The sequence below is a fragment of the Blautia massiliensis (ex Durand et al. 2017) genome (assembly GCF_051861785.1).
In the GTDB taxonomy this organism is placed as follows: Bacteria; Bacillota; Clostridia; order Lachnospirales; family Lachnospiraceae; genus Blautia_A; species Blautia_A luti_A.
On sequence record NZ_CP146725.1, the window covers coordinates 1,901,488 to 1,917,370 of the forward strand.

Annotated in this window: 19 protein-coding genes; all 19 read right to left on the bottom strand. The window is 43.3% G+C overall.

All coding sequences use genetic code 11. The annotated features are described in order from the left end of the window. Position 1: 1 nt before the first annotated feature. The 19 genes from V9W66_RS09090 to greA all read right to left on the bottom strand — a co-directional run bounded on the left by V9W66_RS09090 (position 2) and on the right by greA (position 15,817). Positions 2–2,425, bottom strand: coding sequence for a VirB4-like conjugal transfer ATPase, CD1110 family (locus V9W66_RS09090; protein WP_144093308.1), 2,424 nt, complete (start codon positions 2,423–2,425; stop codon positions 2–4). A 25-nt stretch (positions 2,426–2,450) separates the two neighbouring features. After that, positions 2,451–2,879: a PrgI family protein gene (locus tag V9W66_RS09095; protein WP_144093282.1), complete on the bottom strand. Its 429-nt coding sequence runs from the start codon at positions 2,877–2,879 to the stop codon at positions 2,451–2,453. A gap of 12 nt (positions 2,880–2,891) precedes the next feature. After that, the gene (locus tag V9W66_RS09100) at positions 2,892–3,764 is read right to left on the bottom strand and encodes a VirB6/TrbL-like conjugal transfer protein, CD1112 family (RefSeq protein WP_144093284.1); all 873 of its coding nucleotides are present in this window, start codon (positions 3,762–3,764) and stop codon (positions 2,892–2,894) included. 3 nt (positions 3,765–3,767) lie between these two features. Further along, positions 3,768–3,983, bottom strand: coding sequence for a Maff2 family mobile element protein (locus V9W66_RS09105; RefSeq protein WP_144093286.1), 216 nt, complete (start codon positions 3,981–3,983; stop codon positions 3,768–3,770). 233 nt (positions 3,984–4,216) lie between these two features. Then, positions 4,217–6,040, bottom strand: coding sequence for a VirD4-like conjugal transfer protein, CD1115 family (locus tag V9W66_RS09110; RefSeq protein ID WP_144093310.1), 1,824 nt, complete (start codon positions 6,038–6,040; stop codon positions 4,217–4,219). A gap of 155 nt (positions 6,041–6,195) precedes the next feature. Next, positions 6,196–6,678: a PcfB family protein gene (locus tag V9W66_RS09115; RefSeq protein WP_144093288.1), complete on the bottom strand. Its 483-nt coding sequence runs from the start codon at positions 6,676–6,678 to the stop codon at positions 6,196–6,198. Positions 6,679–7,066: 388 nt separating this feature from the next. After that, on the bottom strand, positions 7,067–7,474 hold the full coding sequence (locus tag V9W66_RS09120; RefSeq protein WP_330575252.1) for a hypothetical protein: 408 nt from the start codon (positions 7,472–7,474) through the stop codon (positions 7,067–7,069). Between the two features lie 69 nt (positions 7,475–7,543). Next, a complete protein-coding gene (locus V9W66_RS09125; protein WP_144093292.1) occupies positions 7,544–8,353 on the bottom strand; it encodes a hypothetical protein in 810 nt (269 codons plus the stop codon). A 2-nt stretch (positions 8,354–8,355) separates the two neighbouring features. After that, positions 8,356–8,643 carry a helix-turn-helix domain-containing protein gene (locus V9W66_RS09130; RefSeq protein WP_243121615.1) on the bottom strand — a complete coding sequence of 96 codons (288 nt, stop codon included), beginning with the start codon at positions 8,641–8,643 and terminating at the stop codon, positions 8,356–8,358. Positions 8,644–8,660: 17 nt separating this feature from the next. Continuing rightward, complete coding sequence (locus V9W66_RS09135) at positions 8,661–8,855, bottom strand: hypothetical protein (RefSeq protein WP_144093296.1); 195 nt, start codon at positions 8,853–8,855, stop codon at positions 8,661–8,663. A 74-nt stretch (positions 8,856–8,929) separates the two neighbouring features. Next, positions 8,930–9,229, bottom strand: a complete 300-nt coding sequence (locus tag V9W66_RS09140) for a DUF6809 family protein (protein WP_144093298.1) — start codon at positions 9,227–9,229, stop codon at positions 8,930–8,932. A 10-nt stretch (positions 9,230–9,239) separates the two neighbouring features. Further along, on the bottom strand, positions 9,240–9,578 hold the full coding sequence (locus V9W66_RS09145) for a DUF6050 family protein (protein ID WP_144093300.1): 339 nt from the start codon (positions 9,576–9,578) through the stop codon (positions 9,240–9,242). Then, positions 9,575–10,663 carry a DUF6017 domain-containing protein gene (locus tag V9W66_RS09150; protein ID WP_144093302.1) on the bottom strand — a complete coding sequence of 363 codons (1,089 nt, stop codon included), beginning with the start codon at positions 10,661–10,663 and terminating at the stop codon, positions 9,575–9,577. The genes V9W66_RS09145 and V9W66_RS09150 overlap by 4 nt, the downstream gene beginning before the upstream one ends. A 21-nt stretch (positions 10,664–10,684) precedes the next feature. Then, positions 10,685–11,560, bottom strand: a complete 876-nt coding sequence (locus V9W66_RS09155) for a ParB/RepB/Spo0J family partition protein (RefSeq protein WP_144093304.1) — start codon at positions 11,558–11,560, stop codon at positions 10,685–10,687. Next, the gene (locus V9W66_RS09160) at positions 11,553–12,329 is read right to left on the bottom strand and encodes a ParA family protein (protein WP_144093306.1); all 777 of its coding nucleotides are present in this window, start codon (positions 12,327–12,329) and stop codon (positions 11,553–11,555) included. Before V9W66_RS09160 ends, V9W66_RS09155 begins: the two co-directional genes overlap by 8 nt. Positions 12,330–12,344: 15 nt before the next feature. After that, positions 12,345–12,521, bottom strand: coding sequence for a hypothetical protein (locus V9W66_RS09165; protein WP_186290008.1), 177 nt, complete (start codon positions 12,519–12,521; stop codon positions 12,345–12,347). Then, positions 12,515–12,979, bottom strand: a complete 465-nt coding sequence (locus tag V9W66_RS09170) for a DUF6075 family protein (RefSeq protein ID WP_144093314.1) — start codon at positions 12,977–12,979, stop codon at positions 12,515–12,517. Before V9W66_RS09170 ends, V9W66_RS09165 begins: the two co-directional genes overlap by 7 nt. A 254-nt stretch (positions 12,980–13,233) precedes the next feature. Beyond that, the gene (lysS, locus tag V9W66_RS09175; protein ID WP_144100373.1) at positions 13,234–15,267 is read right to left on the bottom strand and encodes a lysine--tRNA ligase; all 2,034 of its coding nucleotides are present in this window, start codon (positions 15,265–15,267) and stop codon (positions 13,234–13,236) included. A 64-nt stretch (positions 15,268–15,331) separates the two neighbouring features. Beyond that, entirely contained in the window at positions 15,332–15,817 is a 486-nt protein-coding gene (gene greA / locus V9W66_RS09180) for a transcription elongation factor GreA (RefSeq protein WP_015526720.1), read from the bottom strand. Positions 15,818–15,883 lie beyond the last annotated feature (66 nt).

Sequence of the window (15,883 nt, forward strand, 5' to 3'; positions counted from 1 at the left end):
GTTACTTCGTCTGCATCTCCTCCGGTTTGGAACTCATGATTGCATAGGTTTTCGTATCCGTCGGGTACTTATCGGAAAATGGGATAATCACATTTCCATAAAAAATCAGCCCTTCTCCGGCATTACTGTTATTGACGAAAGAGAGCTGATGCGGTGAAATATTCAGTTTTTCCGCAAGAATCTTCTGATCCCCGCTGTGCTGGTTCAGCATATAGATAAAATCACTGTTACCTACGATATTCTCCACGGCCAGAGAACCCAAGAAATCGCTGACGTTCTGGGTCAGTCCGGTAGGAATGCCGCCCCATTTGCGGAAACGCTTCCAGATTTCCACAGAGTAATTGGCTGTCTGTGGTTGCTTCAACAGAAGATGGAACTCATCCACATAATAACGGGTGGCTTTCTTCAACGCCCTATTGGTGGAAACCCTTGTCCATACCATGTTCTGGACAATCAGCATCCCGGCTTTACGGAGTGTTGTTCCCAAATCCTTAATATCAAAACACACCACACGGTTGTTCATATCCACGTTGGTTCTATGATTGAACACATTCTGGGAACCTGTAACATAAAGCTGCAGGCAGTTGGCAATGCGCCTTGCCGCATCATTCTGATCAGCATACACATTTAATCTGTTCAGGAAATCTTCCAGTATCGGCATATTTTCCGGCTTCGGATCATTGAACAGGTATTCCTCATAAATATCCTTGATACAATGGTCGATAATAGAAACTTCATCGCCGTCCAGTTCTGCATTCTGTGGCTTTTTCATAATCAGCTCACAAAAAGAAGCAATAAACTCCGACTTATCCGCAATGATGGTATCTATATCCTCCACATCCCCGTTAATCCGGTATTTTTCCGGATGGTAAATAACATCCAGGTTCACATCCATAGGATTGATATAATCCGTACTCTTTGCACTGATTTTTACCACCTGTCCGTTTAACGCATGAACAAGCGGGAAATATTCTCCTTCCGGGTCGCACACAATAATGTCATCATTAGTAATCAAAAATACATTCAGGATTTCCCTTTTCGCACTGAACGATTTACCACTACCCGGTGTTCCAAGTATCAAGCCATTCGGGTTTTTCAGCCGCTTCCTGTCTACCATGATCATGTTGTTGGAAAGAGCATTCAAGCCATAATACAGTGCTTCCCCGTCCTGGAATAATTCCTGTGTGGTAAACGGAACAAAAATGGCTGTCGATGTGGTAGTCAGCATCCTGTGAACTTCCGCCTGATTGATACCAAGAGGCAGAGATGCCGTCATTCCCTGTTCCTGCAGATACTGCAAACGGCGGATATTGCAGTTATATTTCTGTGCAATACCCGCCGTCTGATAAACGATATTATCCAGTTTTCGTTTGCTGTCTGCCGTATTCATCAACAGAAATGTAATCTTGAACATCTTTTCATTTCTGGACTGCAGCTCCGTCACAAGATTCTGCACATCATCCCCGTAAGTGACCAGATCCGTGGGAATGATGTCCATATCATAACCGCTTCTCACCGCTTTTTTCTGTTCCTCAATCTTCATTTTCTGAATGTTTGACAGCAGGTTTTTCAGGCTTTTAATTGCCTCTTTCGGATCAATGGGCTGTACATGGATGTTGACAATCAGATTTTCTTCCATATCAAGAAAATCCGCCAGCATTCGGTCTGTCAGCTCCGGAGAAGTAATCTGCAGATAGGATACACAGCCAAAGGTCTGCCCCATGCGGAACATACTGTCATTTCGGAAATCGAATCCCGTAGGAGCAATAAAATCTTTTGTACCAAGTCCTGTCTCTGCCACCATGCCATAGTGAAAACGAAATGGCTCTTTCGTATCCATGTTCATCACATCATGCAGGATTTTCAGACGTTCCACACCGTTTAGGGACTTCGCCGCAGCTCCCAGTACCTTGAAGTTACTTAAAATACCTGCCTCGACCTTCTCAAGTCTTGCCTTTGCCATTTTCAGATTTTCTGCTTTAATGCCAAAGGTAATATATTTTGTCTTGACCAGTCCATTATTTCCCTTTGCAAGCTGCATTTTCAACATATCCGCATATTCTTTGCGGATGTCATCGAAATTATCCCCTTTAAGCGGAATATCAATCGTCTTTACATACTCCTCAAAATTGACCTGCTGATTCAAGAATGTAATCTGAAACTGAATGGAGCTGTCAAAGTAATTCAGGAACTCGCAGTAATTTTCAAATATGGTAGTCTTATCGTCGTTCTGTGCAAGCTGATAATTGATGTCAAAAAACTGAATCGTCTTTGAAAAATAATTGTCCGCGGTCTGGCAGATACCATCCCTGTAAATTTCTTTATAGGGAATCGTATCCTGTGCTGTATAAGGTTTTTTCTTCTTCTGTTCCTGTGCTTTCAATGCCCGCAGTTCTTTTAACCGCTTTTTTTCTTCCTTTGTCAGTCCTTCCCCGAATTTTGGCTGTGCTTTATTTTTTACGCTTCTGCTTTTTGAAGAAACGGAACGGATTTCTCGCTTCCCTGGCTTCTTTTGCCTTCTTCTCAAGTTTTGCACCTTCTTTCTCTAATCTTTCCAATTCCACCATACGGTCATACATATTTTCTGAGCGATACACCCGGATGCCAGGACGCAAGAATTTCTGCCGTATCATATGGTACAATATCTTTTCTGCCGGGAATCCGTCTTTCTCATACATTGCCAGAAAGAAAAATGGCAGCATCGCAATGACCATAAGCGTAGCTGCCACATCTGTTCCCAGACTGTTTTTTGTTAAAAAGTAAACTGGTACTCCGCACACTCCCGCAAGAGAGAAGCAGATGATCTGTCTTTTTGTTAAATTCAGTGCCACCTTTGTCTTGACTTTCGATAAGTCTTTCGGCACTGGTACATATGCCATAGCCTTTCCCTCCTAATGTGCATTGAATATTGATTTCGACAGGGAACCTGTCTTAAATAAACTGAAACATAAAATCACTGTATAAGCTGCCACTGACCAGATAGCCGTGTGCAGGTTGTCCGCAACGGTAATGGTATTTACCAGCACCGCATAGATTGCCACGCAGACCATCATGAAAAATCCCTGGAAGCCCAAGCCTAACAGTGCTTTCACATAATTATTTCCGATACTGCCCCATTCCCGGTTGGTGAAAGTTGCAAACGGGATCGGGGAAACAGATACATAAAGGTAAATTTCAATCATACGTCCGTATAAAATGACGGTAATGAGGACAGATATGATTTTCATGCAAAGACTCACAATCATTGTTTCCAGGCCAAGCCCTAAAAGTTCTCCGATGCCCATATCCTCAATACTGCTCTCCAGCAGTGTTTGTAATGCTTCCGCCACATCTATGGAGGTACTGCCGTTTATAATACCTCCGGCACTGGTCACCACATGATTTGCCACATCGAAAATTGCAAGGGCAATATCAAAGGTATGTGTCACCAGATAAACGGCTACCCACATCTTGAAAATGTATTTAAAGAACATGAACGTATCTGTGTCATGCATGTTGTTTTTTTCCATAATCATGGAGATCAATTCATAACACAGGACAAACGTAATGATCATCCCCGCAATGGGGACAATGACATTATCCGATAACGTTTTAATCATCGAAAAAATGCCACTGTTCCAATCCTGGGGTGTCTTGCCAACTTCTGTTGCAATGGTACCTACTTTCGTATTTACATCCGTGAACATGGTTTCCAAATTCGATGTAACCCATCCCGTCAGAAGTTCCTTTATGAAATCCGTTATCTTTTCAATAATCCCGCCCATAAATTATCCGAACAGGGTTGCAAGCTGTGGAATCAGGTTCATTCCGATCAGCACAATGCCACCGCCTGCCATCAATTGCTTAATTCCTTGCGATTTTGCTCCGGGATTGTCATTTCCATACCCTTCCAACAGGTTGATAACACCCCATGCCGCAAGTCCGGCTCCGATTGCACAGACCAGTGTTTTTAAAGTAGTAATCGCTGTAGTAAAAAATGCCATATGTGTACCTTTAATCCTTTCTTTTTTAGAGAAAGGGAGCAAAAAACACTGTTAAAACCCTGCCTTTTGTGATAGTATAGGTACAGGATTTTTCTTATGGAAAATCCGACATAGCTGCAGCCGTTACTTTCATTTTGACCGATGGGGTATCGGCTGCTTTTTTCTTCCATAAACATCCATTGTTTCCTCCCTTAACTTTGCGACAACTTGTCGGGAAGTTGTCCGTTTACTGGTTACATCCTGTAGACTTCCACCTCTTCATCCGGCTTCATTACAAGATTGGTGCTTAAATATTTTTCAATATCAAAGCGGTTCTTTTTGTCATAGTCCGACAGGTATTTATAGTTCTTATGCTTGCAGATGTCGAATTTATCAGAGAAAAACGGTCTGACTCCACGAAGCTGCATGATACATTTCCCGCCGTCCATGACTGCAATCTCATCCTGGCTCATCAACTCCTTCCCTGTTTTCTGGTAATTCAGTCCATAAGAACGCTGCGAACCTCTGGTATCCGAGGTGTTGTAAAGATCAATGGTCTCTTTACCCAAAATTTCAGCCATCTCTTTTAAGGTTGTTTTCTCCTTTCCACCGAGGAACAGTGTCGTGTCACAATTTCCTTCAATCGTGTCCGCATTATCCTTATAAATCGCCTTTAACTGGCTCTTTGACTGCAAAATAATAGAAGCTGAAATCTCACGGCTTCGGATCGTCGCAATCAGCTTCTCAAATTTGGGGATCTGCCCGATATTCGCAAATTCGTCTAACAGGCAGCGTACATGAATCGGAAGTCTTCCGTCATACACATCATCCGCCCGGTCACATAACAGGTTAAATAGCTGTGTATACATGATGGACACAACAAAATTGAATGTGTCATCCGTATCGGAAATAATAACAAACAAAGCTGTTTTTCTGTCTCCCAATAAATCCAGTTCCAGCTCGTCATAGCTCATCAGTTCCCGCAGTTCCGCAATATCAAATGGAGAAAGTCTGGCACCACAACTGATTAAAATACTCTTTGCTGTCTTACCTGCCGCAAGTTTGTATTTCTTATACTGCCGTACTGCAAAGTGATCCGGGGTCTTTGCTTCCAGTTCCTCAAACATCAGGTCAACCGGATTTTTAAAGTTCTCATCATCCTCTCTGGCTTCTGATGCGTTGATGAGCGCCAGAAGCGTGTTAAAATTCTTTTCTTCTTCCCGGCCCTCATACCAAATGTAGCCGATCAACGCACAATAATACAGTTTTTCGGCTTTCACCCAGAAATCTTCACCGGATTGCTGCCCCTCGCCCTTTGTGTTGGCAATGATCGTAGTTACCAGCTTCAGAATATCCTTTTCACTGCGGATGTACACGAAGGGGTTATAATGCATGGATTTTTTGAAATTGATCGTATTCAGCACTTTGATTTTATAAGGCTCGTAAACCACTTTTCCCTCCTTGTCCCGAATTATCTTTCCGTTTTCGTCTGTCATAGGCGAACCTCTCGCCAGCAAATGCCCCACTTCCACGAGTACAGTCCCTTTGGGGTCTGTCACAACATAAGAACTGTGCATCTGCATAAGGTTGGGTTTTACAAAGAAACGTGTCTTGCCGGAACCGGAACCGCCGATTACCAGAATATTTTTGTTTCTGGCATACTTTGGCTCTTTCGGTCTGCCGGACATCATCAGCCGTTCTGTTTCCGTCAGGATGATATTTTCCTCAAACACAGGGTCAACATAAGGCTGAATGTCCTTTTCCGTTCCCCATCTGGCGGAACCATACTCCACACCCTGCCGGTATTTCTTTGCATTTTTTGCCCGGTAACAGACAATCAGCTTCACAGCAATACCGCCCAGAATACCGTAAAATACATCCATGTAATAGAAACTCGGAATCGGATTTTCAAACGCCCGCTCAAAATAATTGAGTGTTTCCATGCACTTATCCCACGCCGTTCCACCGGAACTGACACGGTACAGCCAGCATATTTTGTTACAGACATAAGCAAATAGAAGATATGGGAAATTCAGCAGGAACAGCTTTTTTCGGTCTGCTCTCTGCAATCTTTCCATCTTATCATGGATAAATCCATATAAATCCGCCTGCATCTTGCCGGGTATGCTGTTCGGGGGAAGGGAAAATCTCTTTCTTTTTCCAGGTTCCGCACGTTTCTGGCGGGGTTTCTTTTTATCCTGCTTCTTTTTTGGGGTTGTTACCTGTTTTCCCATCATAAGCTCTGCCCCCTGTCTTTCTGGTGTTCCTTTGCCCGTTCCCGGTTCATGCCTTTCGATACTGTATCTTTAAAATGAGCCAGTTTTTCCATGATGGACGGCTTATCCTTTTTTAACATCTGATTTCCTAAGTATTTTTTGAAAGCCAGATCCATCGTTGCCTCATCCGGCGCTTTGAAAAACACATAATAAGTCGGGGGCTTTCCGTTATCTTCTCTTTTCAAAGCAAAATCAATCTTAAATTCCCTTGCCACACGTTCAAAGGATTTAATATTGCCATCCGTAATCTGGATATTGGACAAACCCACGCCTTGTTCCCTCAGTTGGTCGTATGTCTGCTTTCCCTGTTTATACGGATTCGGCCCTTTCTGCTTCTGTGCTTCCAGATACTTCCTAAGCATCATCCGCAGCACATCTGCCGTTACCTTTGTAGTCTTAATTGACAAAGCAATCGTTTTTTGGGTAACTTCTTCTTCCAATCTGCATGACCTCCTTTCTTCCTGCTGTTCTGATTTACGGTGGTATCAGCAGATGATGTAAATACATTTCCATAGGCGGCTCCTTTCCACTTACCGACAACTTGTCGGTAAGTTATCCTGAAAACAAAACAGCCGGCAGATCCAATTTTTCTAAACGGAACCTGCCGGCTGTTATAACATTATGTAAGTGTAAACTATATTTTATTTATTCCGGATAACCGGAACCTGCTTGATTTTCTTACCTGCGTTTTTCCGCTGCAGGGCAAAAACCATGTCATCGGTACGGGTAAAAAAACCTATATCCTTTTTCCAGCTCATACCACATTTGCAGTGCTGTAACCCTATAAACTGCTGTTTCATTTTTCTACCGCAATTTGGGCAGATTTTATTACTTTTTCCCATGCTGTTCCTTTTTCAAAAGACTAATTTTCTTTTTATCCACAAAATGTGTTGCATACCATCTTTCAATTTCCGCTTCCCCGCTTTTACTAAATCGGAGTGGGATCACAGGTTTATGCCCTTGCCCGTCTTTTTTCTTTATTCCCCACTGTTTATAATAACAGAACGACGGTGTCCATTGGTTCTTCTTTGCAAACACTCGCATCTGGTGCATGATAAATGACAGCTTATGTAGATTAACGATACACACTTTTTCCAAATACGGAACTTTCCCAAACCGCCATTCCTCATATGCTTTTTTCGGAAGTACACCACATTCTATCAATGTATCTACGGGTGCTGCGTAACCACGCCTTTCCCACTGTTGATACATAGAGTGATGTACCAGACCAATCAACTCTTTTTCTGTTATGGCTTTCACCTCCCAATGTTTATATTTTATCCCATGCGGTTCTGTTTGTCATCCTCATTCTCGATTCTTTAACAAATACACGGTACTAAAATGCCCGTACACCTTCCCATCCTCCCACTCCATCTGGTCAAACAGCATACACTGAAACAGTACATCCACGTCTTCCAATCGGTAGATCCGATTGCATACTTCCGACAGCCCTTCCAACTGCTCCATATGCTGCATTGCTTCCTTCCGGTAAATAAGGCACTGCAAGTATAATCCCGACAAATGTTTCCTGCTGAAAATCAGTGCTGTGGTTTTCTCTCCGTTTACGGTACATTCATATTTTTCCCTTTCTTCCTCCGGAAATTCCAGGAAGCACCGGACGTTCTCCACATACACATCCCCGTCAAAGGAAGGATGTTTCTTTTTCATCCACCGCTTTGCTGCAGCTTCCATATTTCTTCTGTCCAATTCAGAAATGGCGCTTCGGAAATTAACCTTTTTGAATCCGGCATCCATATACACATTGCTTCTTACCTGCTTATCTGCCAGTGCTGCAAATTCTCCGATGCGGAAAAAGTAATCTAAAAGCTGGTTCATCTTCGCCTTGCTTTCCACCAGATGATAGGTGTCCTCTGTAAATCCCATCCCGGCAAACCGTACCGGAACACTTCCCTTACTGATCTCTTTTTCAATCATCCGCAATACATCTCTCTGTGATTCCATCTTATCCTCCAATTCTTTCCGGCCTTCTGCCGCACGTTTTTCCTCAAATAACCGCTGCATCTGCTCATCTTCCCATTTTCCCGCAACCAACAGGGGATACAGGAAGAAAAACATAATGATCTGTACCGCAATAAAACAAATGACAATTGTCATCCTTACTCCCTCCCAAACAATCCGGCGAATGCCTCCCACTTAAAAAACGGACTGATTTTTTTCAATACTGCTATCAGATCCGCTTCATTTTCTATTTCAATATCCAGAAATTCTATGACACTGATTTCCAGGCCGCCCGCTATTTTCTTTAACTGCGCTATCTTTGGTTTCCGATATCCCAATTCATATTTCCGTATGGTATTAACATGAATCCCCGCCCGCTCCGCAAGCTGTTCCTGTGACAATCCCCTCTGGCTGCGAAAATACCGGAGTTTCTCTGCGATCTCCACCAATCCTGCCTCCTTCCTCAAAAAATATGCTTCTTTCTTTTTCCGCTTCCCGCCAACTTGTCGGGAAGTTTTTTCTTATGCTTCTTTTCTTTTTCGTATTCATAGCATTTCATTTCTTCATCCAAAGCCCTGCCTGCCATCATGCAGCTCCAGAATACGAACAGTTCCAAAAGAAATGCCAGTATGGAAATAATTAAAATCAACAGCTCCATTTTACCCGTTCCTTTCTTGAAAAATGGACAGAGAAAAAGCAACCTGTTATTCCACGGCTGCTTTCTCATTTTCACTATTTTGTTTTACTGTCTCCCAAGGTAAACGCTTCTGCAGTTAACCGGATGCCTAATGCCATCCCCTGCATAAAACTCTCTGCATTTTCCATCGTGGTAAGACTGGACGCATATTCTTTATAATCCTGAAACATCTTTGCTTCGTCTTTGGAGAGCAATGCTGCAAATTCCTGTTCCACCGTGTCACACAGCTTCATGGTATCTTGATAATCCTTTTTCTCAGGACAGCATTTTTCTCTCGGCATGATACCGTCATAAAATAAACGCTCCAATAGCTTTCTGTCCATTCCATCCTCCATTTTCTACTCCTTATCTGCCGATTCCGGTAATCCGGCAGATTCCCACAGCCACTCCTTTTATCATCGTGAAAACAGCCACCAGCAACCGCCATACCATAATCACACTGCCGATTACTCCGCCGGCCATCAGGTTGAAAGCTGCCACCCCGACAGTTCCGCCGATTCCCATTCCACTGGGAACCACCCAGAGAAACATTTTCCGGATTCCAAAAGGTATCCCCACAAGCAGCATCAAAAGCCGCCAGTCAAGTTCCCCCTGCACCATGCACAGCGGACGGAACAAAAATGCAAGAAACAGAACCGTTCCCACCGGCATGACTGTTTTGTTTAAAAATTCTCTCCTGCTCATAAATTTCCTCCTCCGTACATATCGTGGTTGACCTCTGCCCGGTAATAATTGTTGATCGTTGAGGGTGCATTAAAAATACAGGCAAGAAGGTAGGCCCTCACATTGTGTATCTTTGTCGTATTGTCATGCAGGCACTCCAAAAGATACTGGATGTGTGAGCTTTCCACTTTCAACAGTTTATTTTTCACAAACTGGTAAGGGTACTCTGCACCTCCAATGCTCAGAGTATCACGCTTCGCACTGATGGTTTCTACCAGAAGTTCCACAATCTCGTCTATGTATTCCTTTTCGCCAAGCCTTGCAGACTGGATCAGGGTGTCATACTCAATGTTCTCTTTCACAATGGCTGTGTATGCGTGTATGACATCCATCTCATCCATCCTCCCAGACCGCTTTGCGGGCTGTCTTTCTGATGGATTGATAAGATTGGTATTACTCCTATCAGTATCACTTAAATCAGTATTATTATAATAAGTATAATTAGGGTCGATTTTTCCGACCTCTGGACTTCGGCTTTCCCGACCACGATAAGTCGGTTTTTCCGACCTCGATAAGTCGGTTTTATCGACCTCGTCAGGTCGGTTTTTCCGACCACGGCAGGTCGGTTTTTCCGACCTCGACAAGTCGGCATTTCCGACCTCGTCAGAAGACAGACCTTCTCCCTCTGTTTCAAACGCTTCCGGTTCCGGTTCCGGTACAGGCTCCGGCTTCTCCTTCATCACAAAGCTTTTCACATAAATAACATCCGGCTTTCCAAATCCCTGCTTCACCCGTTCAATCAGACCGATTCCCTTTTTTGTATCCAACTCTGCAAGGGTTTTCATGCCTTTATCCCTGCCACAGTTCATGTACATCATGACCTGTTCCAGTGAAAAAATGATATATACCCTGTTTTCTTCATCAATCCATCTGTTTTTCATAGACAATGCCATCCGGTCCAGCATCAGACCGTAAAGCACCTTTGCATCACTGGACAGGTTACGAAAATAATCATCCGTAAACAGCACTTTAGGGATACGGTAAAAAGCAAACTGCTCCGATTCATAGCCGTGAAAATAATCAAATGTAACATCATATTTTGCCATTTTGCTTTTCCTCCTTCCCGTTTAATGGCTGTTCTTCCAGTTATCCAGCAATTCAAAAATAACCTGCTCAATCTGCTGTCTGCTGTATTCTTTTGGAAAATAACGGCTGATCTTATTTCCCGGAAGCGTCACCTTGCCTGTATCTTTCTTTTCCTCAGACAAAATCAACTGCACTGCCAGTTCCGTCAGCTTTCCATCCTCACTGTGTTTTTTTAAGGCGTCTGCCATCACTCCGCTGACGGAAACACTCTTTTCCTTAATACAGGCTTGTACCCATGCCTGTTCTTCTTTTGACAGGTACGAAAGGCTGACTGCCGGAATAAATTTTATCTTTCCATTGTCTACCATATCCAAAAGCTCCGGTAAAAGTTCTGTCAGCCGGATATATCTCTGCACCTTTCTTCCGCTGTCTCCAGCTTCTTTTCCAACCAGATCGGCAGTATCTCCGGTACCTTTTGCTCCCTGATGTTTCATGGCTTCCAATTTCATCTTATAAGCAAATGCCTTTTCACTGGGCAGAATATTCTCCCTTTGGATGTTGGAATCTACCATGATGATGACCGCTTCATCATCTGAATAATTACGGATAAGAACAGGCATTGTATCCTTTCCCGCCAGTTCACAGCCACGTTTCCTCCTGTGTCCTGCAACCACTTCATAGCCACCTTCTGCTCTCGGCCTGACAAGCCCCGGATTTAACACACCATAATTGCGGATACTCTCTGCCGTTTCCGTCATTTTTTCATCATCCAGAACTTTAAAGGGATGGCCTTTAAACGGATGCAGGTCTGATATAGGAATCTCCACGATCCTGTCTGTGCCGGGATTGACGGAATCATCAATCCCAAGCAGTTCATTGTAGGAAGTAAGCTGAATCTCTTTCTGAGGTTTACGCATGGTTCAGCACCTCCTCTGCCAGCTCCGCATAGCTTTTTGCCCCTTTACTCCTGCTGTCATAAGCAAAGATGCTCACCCCCTCAGAAGCAGTCTCTGCGATTGCCTCTGATCTGGGAATGGACTTCTCAAAAATACGCATTTCTTTACCATAAGCCATTTTCACTGCCTGCTTATTCCGTTTGGAATTATTATAGCGGCTGCTGTCCATCGTAAACAGAATACCCTCAATCTCCAATCCTGGATTGAAACGCTGTTTAATTCCTTTCACTACGCTCAAAAGCTCAACTAAACCATCCGCTGCATAATATTGAGGCTGTACCGGAATCAAAACACTGTCCGCTGCACTTAACGCATTAATCGTCAGCATTCCCAGAGAGGGCATACAGTCAATGATAATATAATCATAGTTATCTTCCAGAAGTTCCAGATATTCTTTCAAAACTTTTTCCCGGTTTTCTACTGTAATCAGTGACAGATCCGTACCTGTCAGCATCTTATTCGATGGAATGACATCAATTCCCTCTTTATGCCTTAAAACAGCTTCCATCGGGTCAAACTCCATACCCATGATGATATTTTCCATCATATTCTTCAAGGATACCCGGATCTTTTTTGGGAATCCTAATCCCAAAGTTAAATGCCCCTGCGGATCTGCGTCCACAAGCGCCACTCTTTTTCCTAATCGAACCAGAGCTACTCCTAAATTGATACTGGTTGTTGTTTTTGAAACGCCGCCTTTCTGGTTTGCGACTGCAATCACTCTACACATAACTTTCTCCTCCGTTTACTGTTCCGGCCTGACAGCCTTATCAATTTCTGCATACACACGAAAATATTTTTTTGTTCCTTTATTTGCGTACTTTTCTGACATTTCCAGTACATTGATTCTTTTATCCCTCTGCAGGATTTTCTGGAACCACTTAATATCATTGGTGGTTCCCTGCAATCTGATTTTTAACATAAGAAATCCTCCCAGTCCTGGTAAAAGCAATATTCCGGATACCGGATTTTAATTGCCTCCCAAAAATATCTGGCATAACCACAGCAAAATAAGTCTTCTACTGTATAGCATCCACATTCCTGCAACTGTCCATCCGCATCATCAATGTCAAAAACACTTGGAGTTCCATTGCAATAAAGGTTAAATGCCATACGGATAATTTTTAAACTACCACTAGTTTGCCATCCTTCCTTCAGACATTCTGTCTTAATATTTCCTGTTTTGAAATCATAAATGTTATCCACATGATTTCTCGTGTCCTCACTAATTCCGAGACAATATACCAATGCTTTGTAATATACATCTTGATATCTGTCTTTTGATAAATATTCCTGATAAAAATTTTCGTGTTGTTTGCTTTTGAAAGTTATTGTGTGAGTTGTTTTTTCTTTTGCTCCTAACGCTGTACTGTTTTTCATTTTCGTTTTCCTCCAATAATAATATTTTGACATTAACTCAAACACTGTTAGCCGCTTATTGCAGCACGCAAAAAAGGACATCTTTCCAAAATCTCTTTTAGAAAAATGTCCTTTATACAAAATCTCTTATTTACTTTCCATAATACAACAAACGTAATACCAAGTGTTATCACGTATTATACAACAAAAATTTGTTGTACCTCTGTTGTAGTACACAACATCTAACCTACAATTTTATAACTTTCAATCCATTCTTAGTACAGCTTCGCACCTGCCGGGATCCGGTCATTAACCATGAGAAGATTTAATCCCTCATGCCCGTCTTCCTCGTGTACTGCTGAAATCAGCATACCCTCGGAATCAATGCCCATCATCTTTCTCGGCGGCAGATTTACGATTGCAATCGCTGTCTTGCCAATCAGATCTTCTGGCTCGTAAAACTCGTGAATACCGCTTAAAATCGTGCGTTTCCGGTCTGTTCCGTCATCCAGAGTGAACTTTAAAAGCTTCTTACTCTTCGGTACTGCTTCACATTCCAGAATCTTTACTGCACGGTAATCAGCCTTTGCAAAGGTATCGAAATCAATCATTTCTTCAAAGATTGGCTCGATCTTTACGTTGGAGAAATCAACCTTCTCAGCAACTTTTTCTGCCGCTGCAGGAGCTGCTTCAGAAGTCTTGGAAGCTTTCTTGTCAGCGTCCAGGGACTTCATTGTCGGGAACAGAAGTACGTCACGAATAGCCTGGCTGTCTGTCAGGAGCATAACGAGACGGTCGATTCCGTATCCGATACCACCTGTTGGCGGCATACCGATCTCCAGTGCATTCAGGAAGTCTTCATCTGTGTGGTTGGCTTCCTCATCACCTGCGTCTGCAAGAGCATCCTGTGCTTTGAAACGCTCTCTCTGATCGATCGGGTCGTTGAGCTCGGAATATGCGTTACACATTTCCCATGTATTGATAAAGAGCTCGAAACGCTCTACCTTGTTCGGATCGGAAGGTTTCTTCTTGGTCAGCGGAGAGATCTCGATCGGATGATCCATGATAAATGTCGGCTGGATCAGCTCTTTCTCACAGTACTCCTCGAAGAAGAGGTTGATGATATCACCCTTCTTATGGCGATCCTCATACTCGATATGATGCTCGTCAGCAAGCTTCTTGGCTGCCTCATCATCTGCTACTTCGTCAAAGTCGATTCCTGCATATTTCTTGATGGCATCGTTCATGGTCAGACGTGCGAAAGGCTTTCCAAGATCGATCTCGATACCATTGTAGGAAATCTTTGTGGAACCGCAGACCTTCTCTGCAAGGTAACGGAACATGGACTCTGTCAGCTCCATCATTCCCTCATAATCAGTATATGCCTGATAAAGCTCCATCAGAGTGAACTCCGGATTGTGACGGGTATCAACACCCTCGTTACGGAATACACGGCCAATCTCGTAAACTCTCTCAAGTCCGCCTACGATCAGTCTCTTAAGATAAAGCTCCAGGGAAATACGAAGCTTAACGTCTTCGTTCAGTGCGTTGTAATGTGTCTCAAATGGTCTTGCAGCTGCACCGCCTGCGTTGGAAACCAGCATTGGTGTCTCAACTTCCATGAAGTCACGTCCTGCAAGGAAGTTACGGATCTCCTTAAGGATCTGGGAACGTTTGATGAATACATTCTTGCTGTCCTGGTTCATGATAAGATCCACATATCTCTGACGATAACGGGTATCTGTATCTGTCAGTCCGTGGAATTTCTCAGGAAGGATCTGTAAGCTCTTGGAAAGAAGAGTCATCTTCTCTGCATGAATGGAGATCTCACCTGTTCTTGTTCTGAAAGCAAATCCCTCCAGACCAAAAATATCACCGATATCAGATTTCTTGAAATCTGCATAGGAATCGGTTCCAATGGCATCTCTTGCCACATAAACCTGAATGTTACCCTGTAAATCCTGGATATTGCAGAAAGAAGCTTTTCCCATTACACGCTTGAACATCATACGTCCTGCGATCGATACATGGATCGGGCTTGCGTCCATGATGCTTCTTCTTTCTTCATAATCCTTCTTCTGAGCCTCTTTTGCCTGCTCTTCATCAAGACCTGTTACATCAAGCTCCTTGCGATCTTTGAGAAGCTCTGCCTCATGTGCTTCATAGAGATTCTTTACCTCAAGGGAATGATGTGTCTGATCAAATTTTGTGATCTGAAACGGGTCCCTGCCATTTGCCTGAAGGTCTGCCAGTTTGTCACGACGTACCTTAAGCAGCTGGTTTACATCCTGCTTCTTCTGCTCTGCCACTTGTTGGCCTCCTTAATCTATCTGTCGTTCAAGCGGATCTGTGCGATCCGCTCCGTTGTCTGCTTTATACGTTTCTCTGGATCTCAAGAACCTTGTATTTCATGATTCCGGACGGCATCTCAACCTCAACGATATCGTTGGTGTGTGCACCGATCAGTGCTTTACCTACCGGAGACTCATTGGAGATCTTTCCCTCAAGGCTGTTAGCCTCTGTGGAACCTACGATCTTCAGCTCCATATCTTCCTCAAATTCATAATCATGAACCTTAACCTTGCAGCCTACGCTGATTCTGTCAAGATCGACTTCGTCCTCTACTACAACCTCAGCGTTCTTGAGGATCTTCTCGATCTCCTCGATACGTGCCTCGATATCTCTCTGCTCATCCTTTGCTGCATCGTACTCTGCGTTCTCAGAAAGGTCTCCCTGCTCTCTGGCCTCTTTGATCTTTCCTGCTACTTCTTTTCTCTTAACAACTTTCAGATCGTGCAGCTCATCTTCCAGTTTTCTAAGTCCTGCGTATGTGAGTAAGTTCTTCTTTGCTTCTTCCATTTTGCCTTACTTCCTTTCAAAACCGTGCTGTTTTTTCTGAAAAAAATACAGCTTCGGATATTTCTG

Excerpts from the sequence above, each read along its gene's own strand:
- V9W66_RS09095 (WP_144093282.1), bottom strand. The coding sequence starts at position 2,879 with ATGGCATATGTACCAGTGCCGAAAGACTTATCGAAAGTCAAGACAAAG.
- V9W66_RS09100 (WP_144093284.1), bottom strand. The coding sequence starts at position 3,764 with ATGGGCGGGATTATTGAAAAGATAACGGATTTCATAAAGGAACTTCTG.
- V9W66_RS09105 (WP_144093286.1), bottom strand. The coding sequence starts at position 3,983 with ATGGCATTTTTTACTACAGCGATTACTACTTTAAAAACACTGGTCTGT.
- V9W66_RS09110 (WP_144093310.1), bottom strand. The coding sequence starts at position 6,040 with ATGGAAAGATTGCAGAGAGCAGACCGAAAAAAGCTGTTCCTGCTGAAT.
- V9W66_RS09125 (WP_144093292.1), bottom strand. The coding sequence starts at position 8,353 with ATGACAATTGTCATTTGTTTTATTGCGGTACAGATCATTATGTTTTTC.
- V9W66_RS09135 (WP_144093296.1), bottom strand. The coding sequence starts at position 8,855 with ATGGAGCTGTTGATTTTAATTATTTCCATACTGGCATTTCTTTTGGAA.
- V9W66_RS09140 (WP_144093298.1), bottom strand. The coding sequence starts at position 9,229 with ATGGAGGATGGAATGGACAGAAAGCTATTGGAGCGTTTATTTTATGAC.
- V9W66_RS09145 (WP_144093300.1), bottom strand. The coding sequence starts at position 9,578 with ATGAGCAGGAGAGAATTTTTAAACAAAACAGTCATGCCGGTGGGAACG.
- V9W66_RS09150 (WP_144093302.1), bottom strand. The coding sequence starts at position 10,663 with ATGGCAAAATATGATGTTACATTTGATTATTTTCACGGCTATGAATCG.
- V9W66_RS09155 (WP_144093304.1), bottom strand. The coding sequence starts at position 11,560 with ATGCGTAAACCTCAGAAAGAGATTCAGCTTACTTCCTACAATGAACTG.
- V9W66_RS09160 (WP_144093306.1), bottom strand. The coding sequence starts at position 12,329 with ATGTGTAGAGTGATTGCAGTCGCAAACCAGAAAGGCGGCGTTTCAAAA.
- V9W66_RS09165 (WP_186290008.1), bottom strand. The coding sequence starts at position 12,521 with ATGTTAAAAATCAGATTGCAGGGAACCACCAATGATATTAAGTGGTTC.
- V9W66_RS09170 (WP_144093314.1), bottom strand. The coding sequence starts at position 12,979 with ATGAAAAACAGTACAGCGTTAGGAGCAAAAGAAAAAACAACTCACACA.
- greA (WP_015526720.1), bottom strand. The coding sequence starts at position 15,817 with ATGGAAGAAGCAAAGAAGAACTTACTCACATACGCAGGACTTAGAAAA.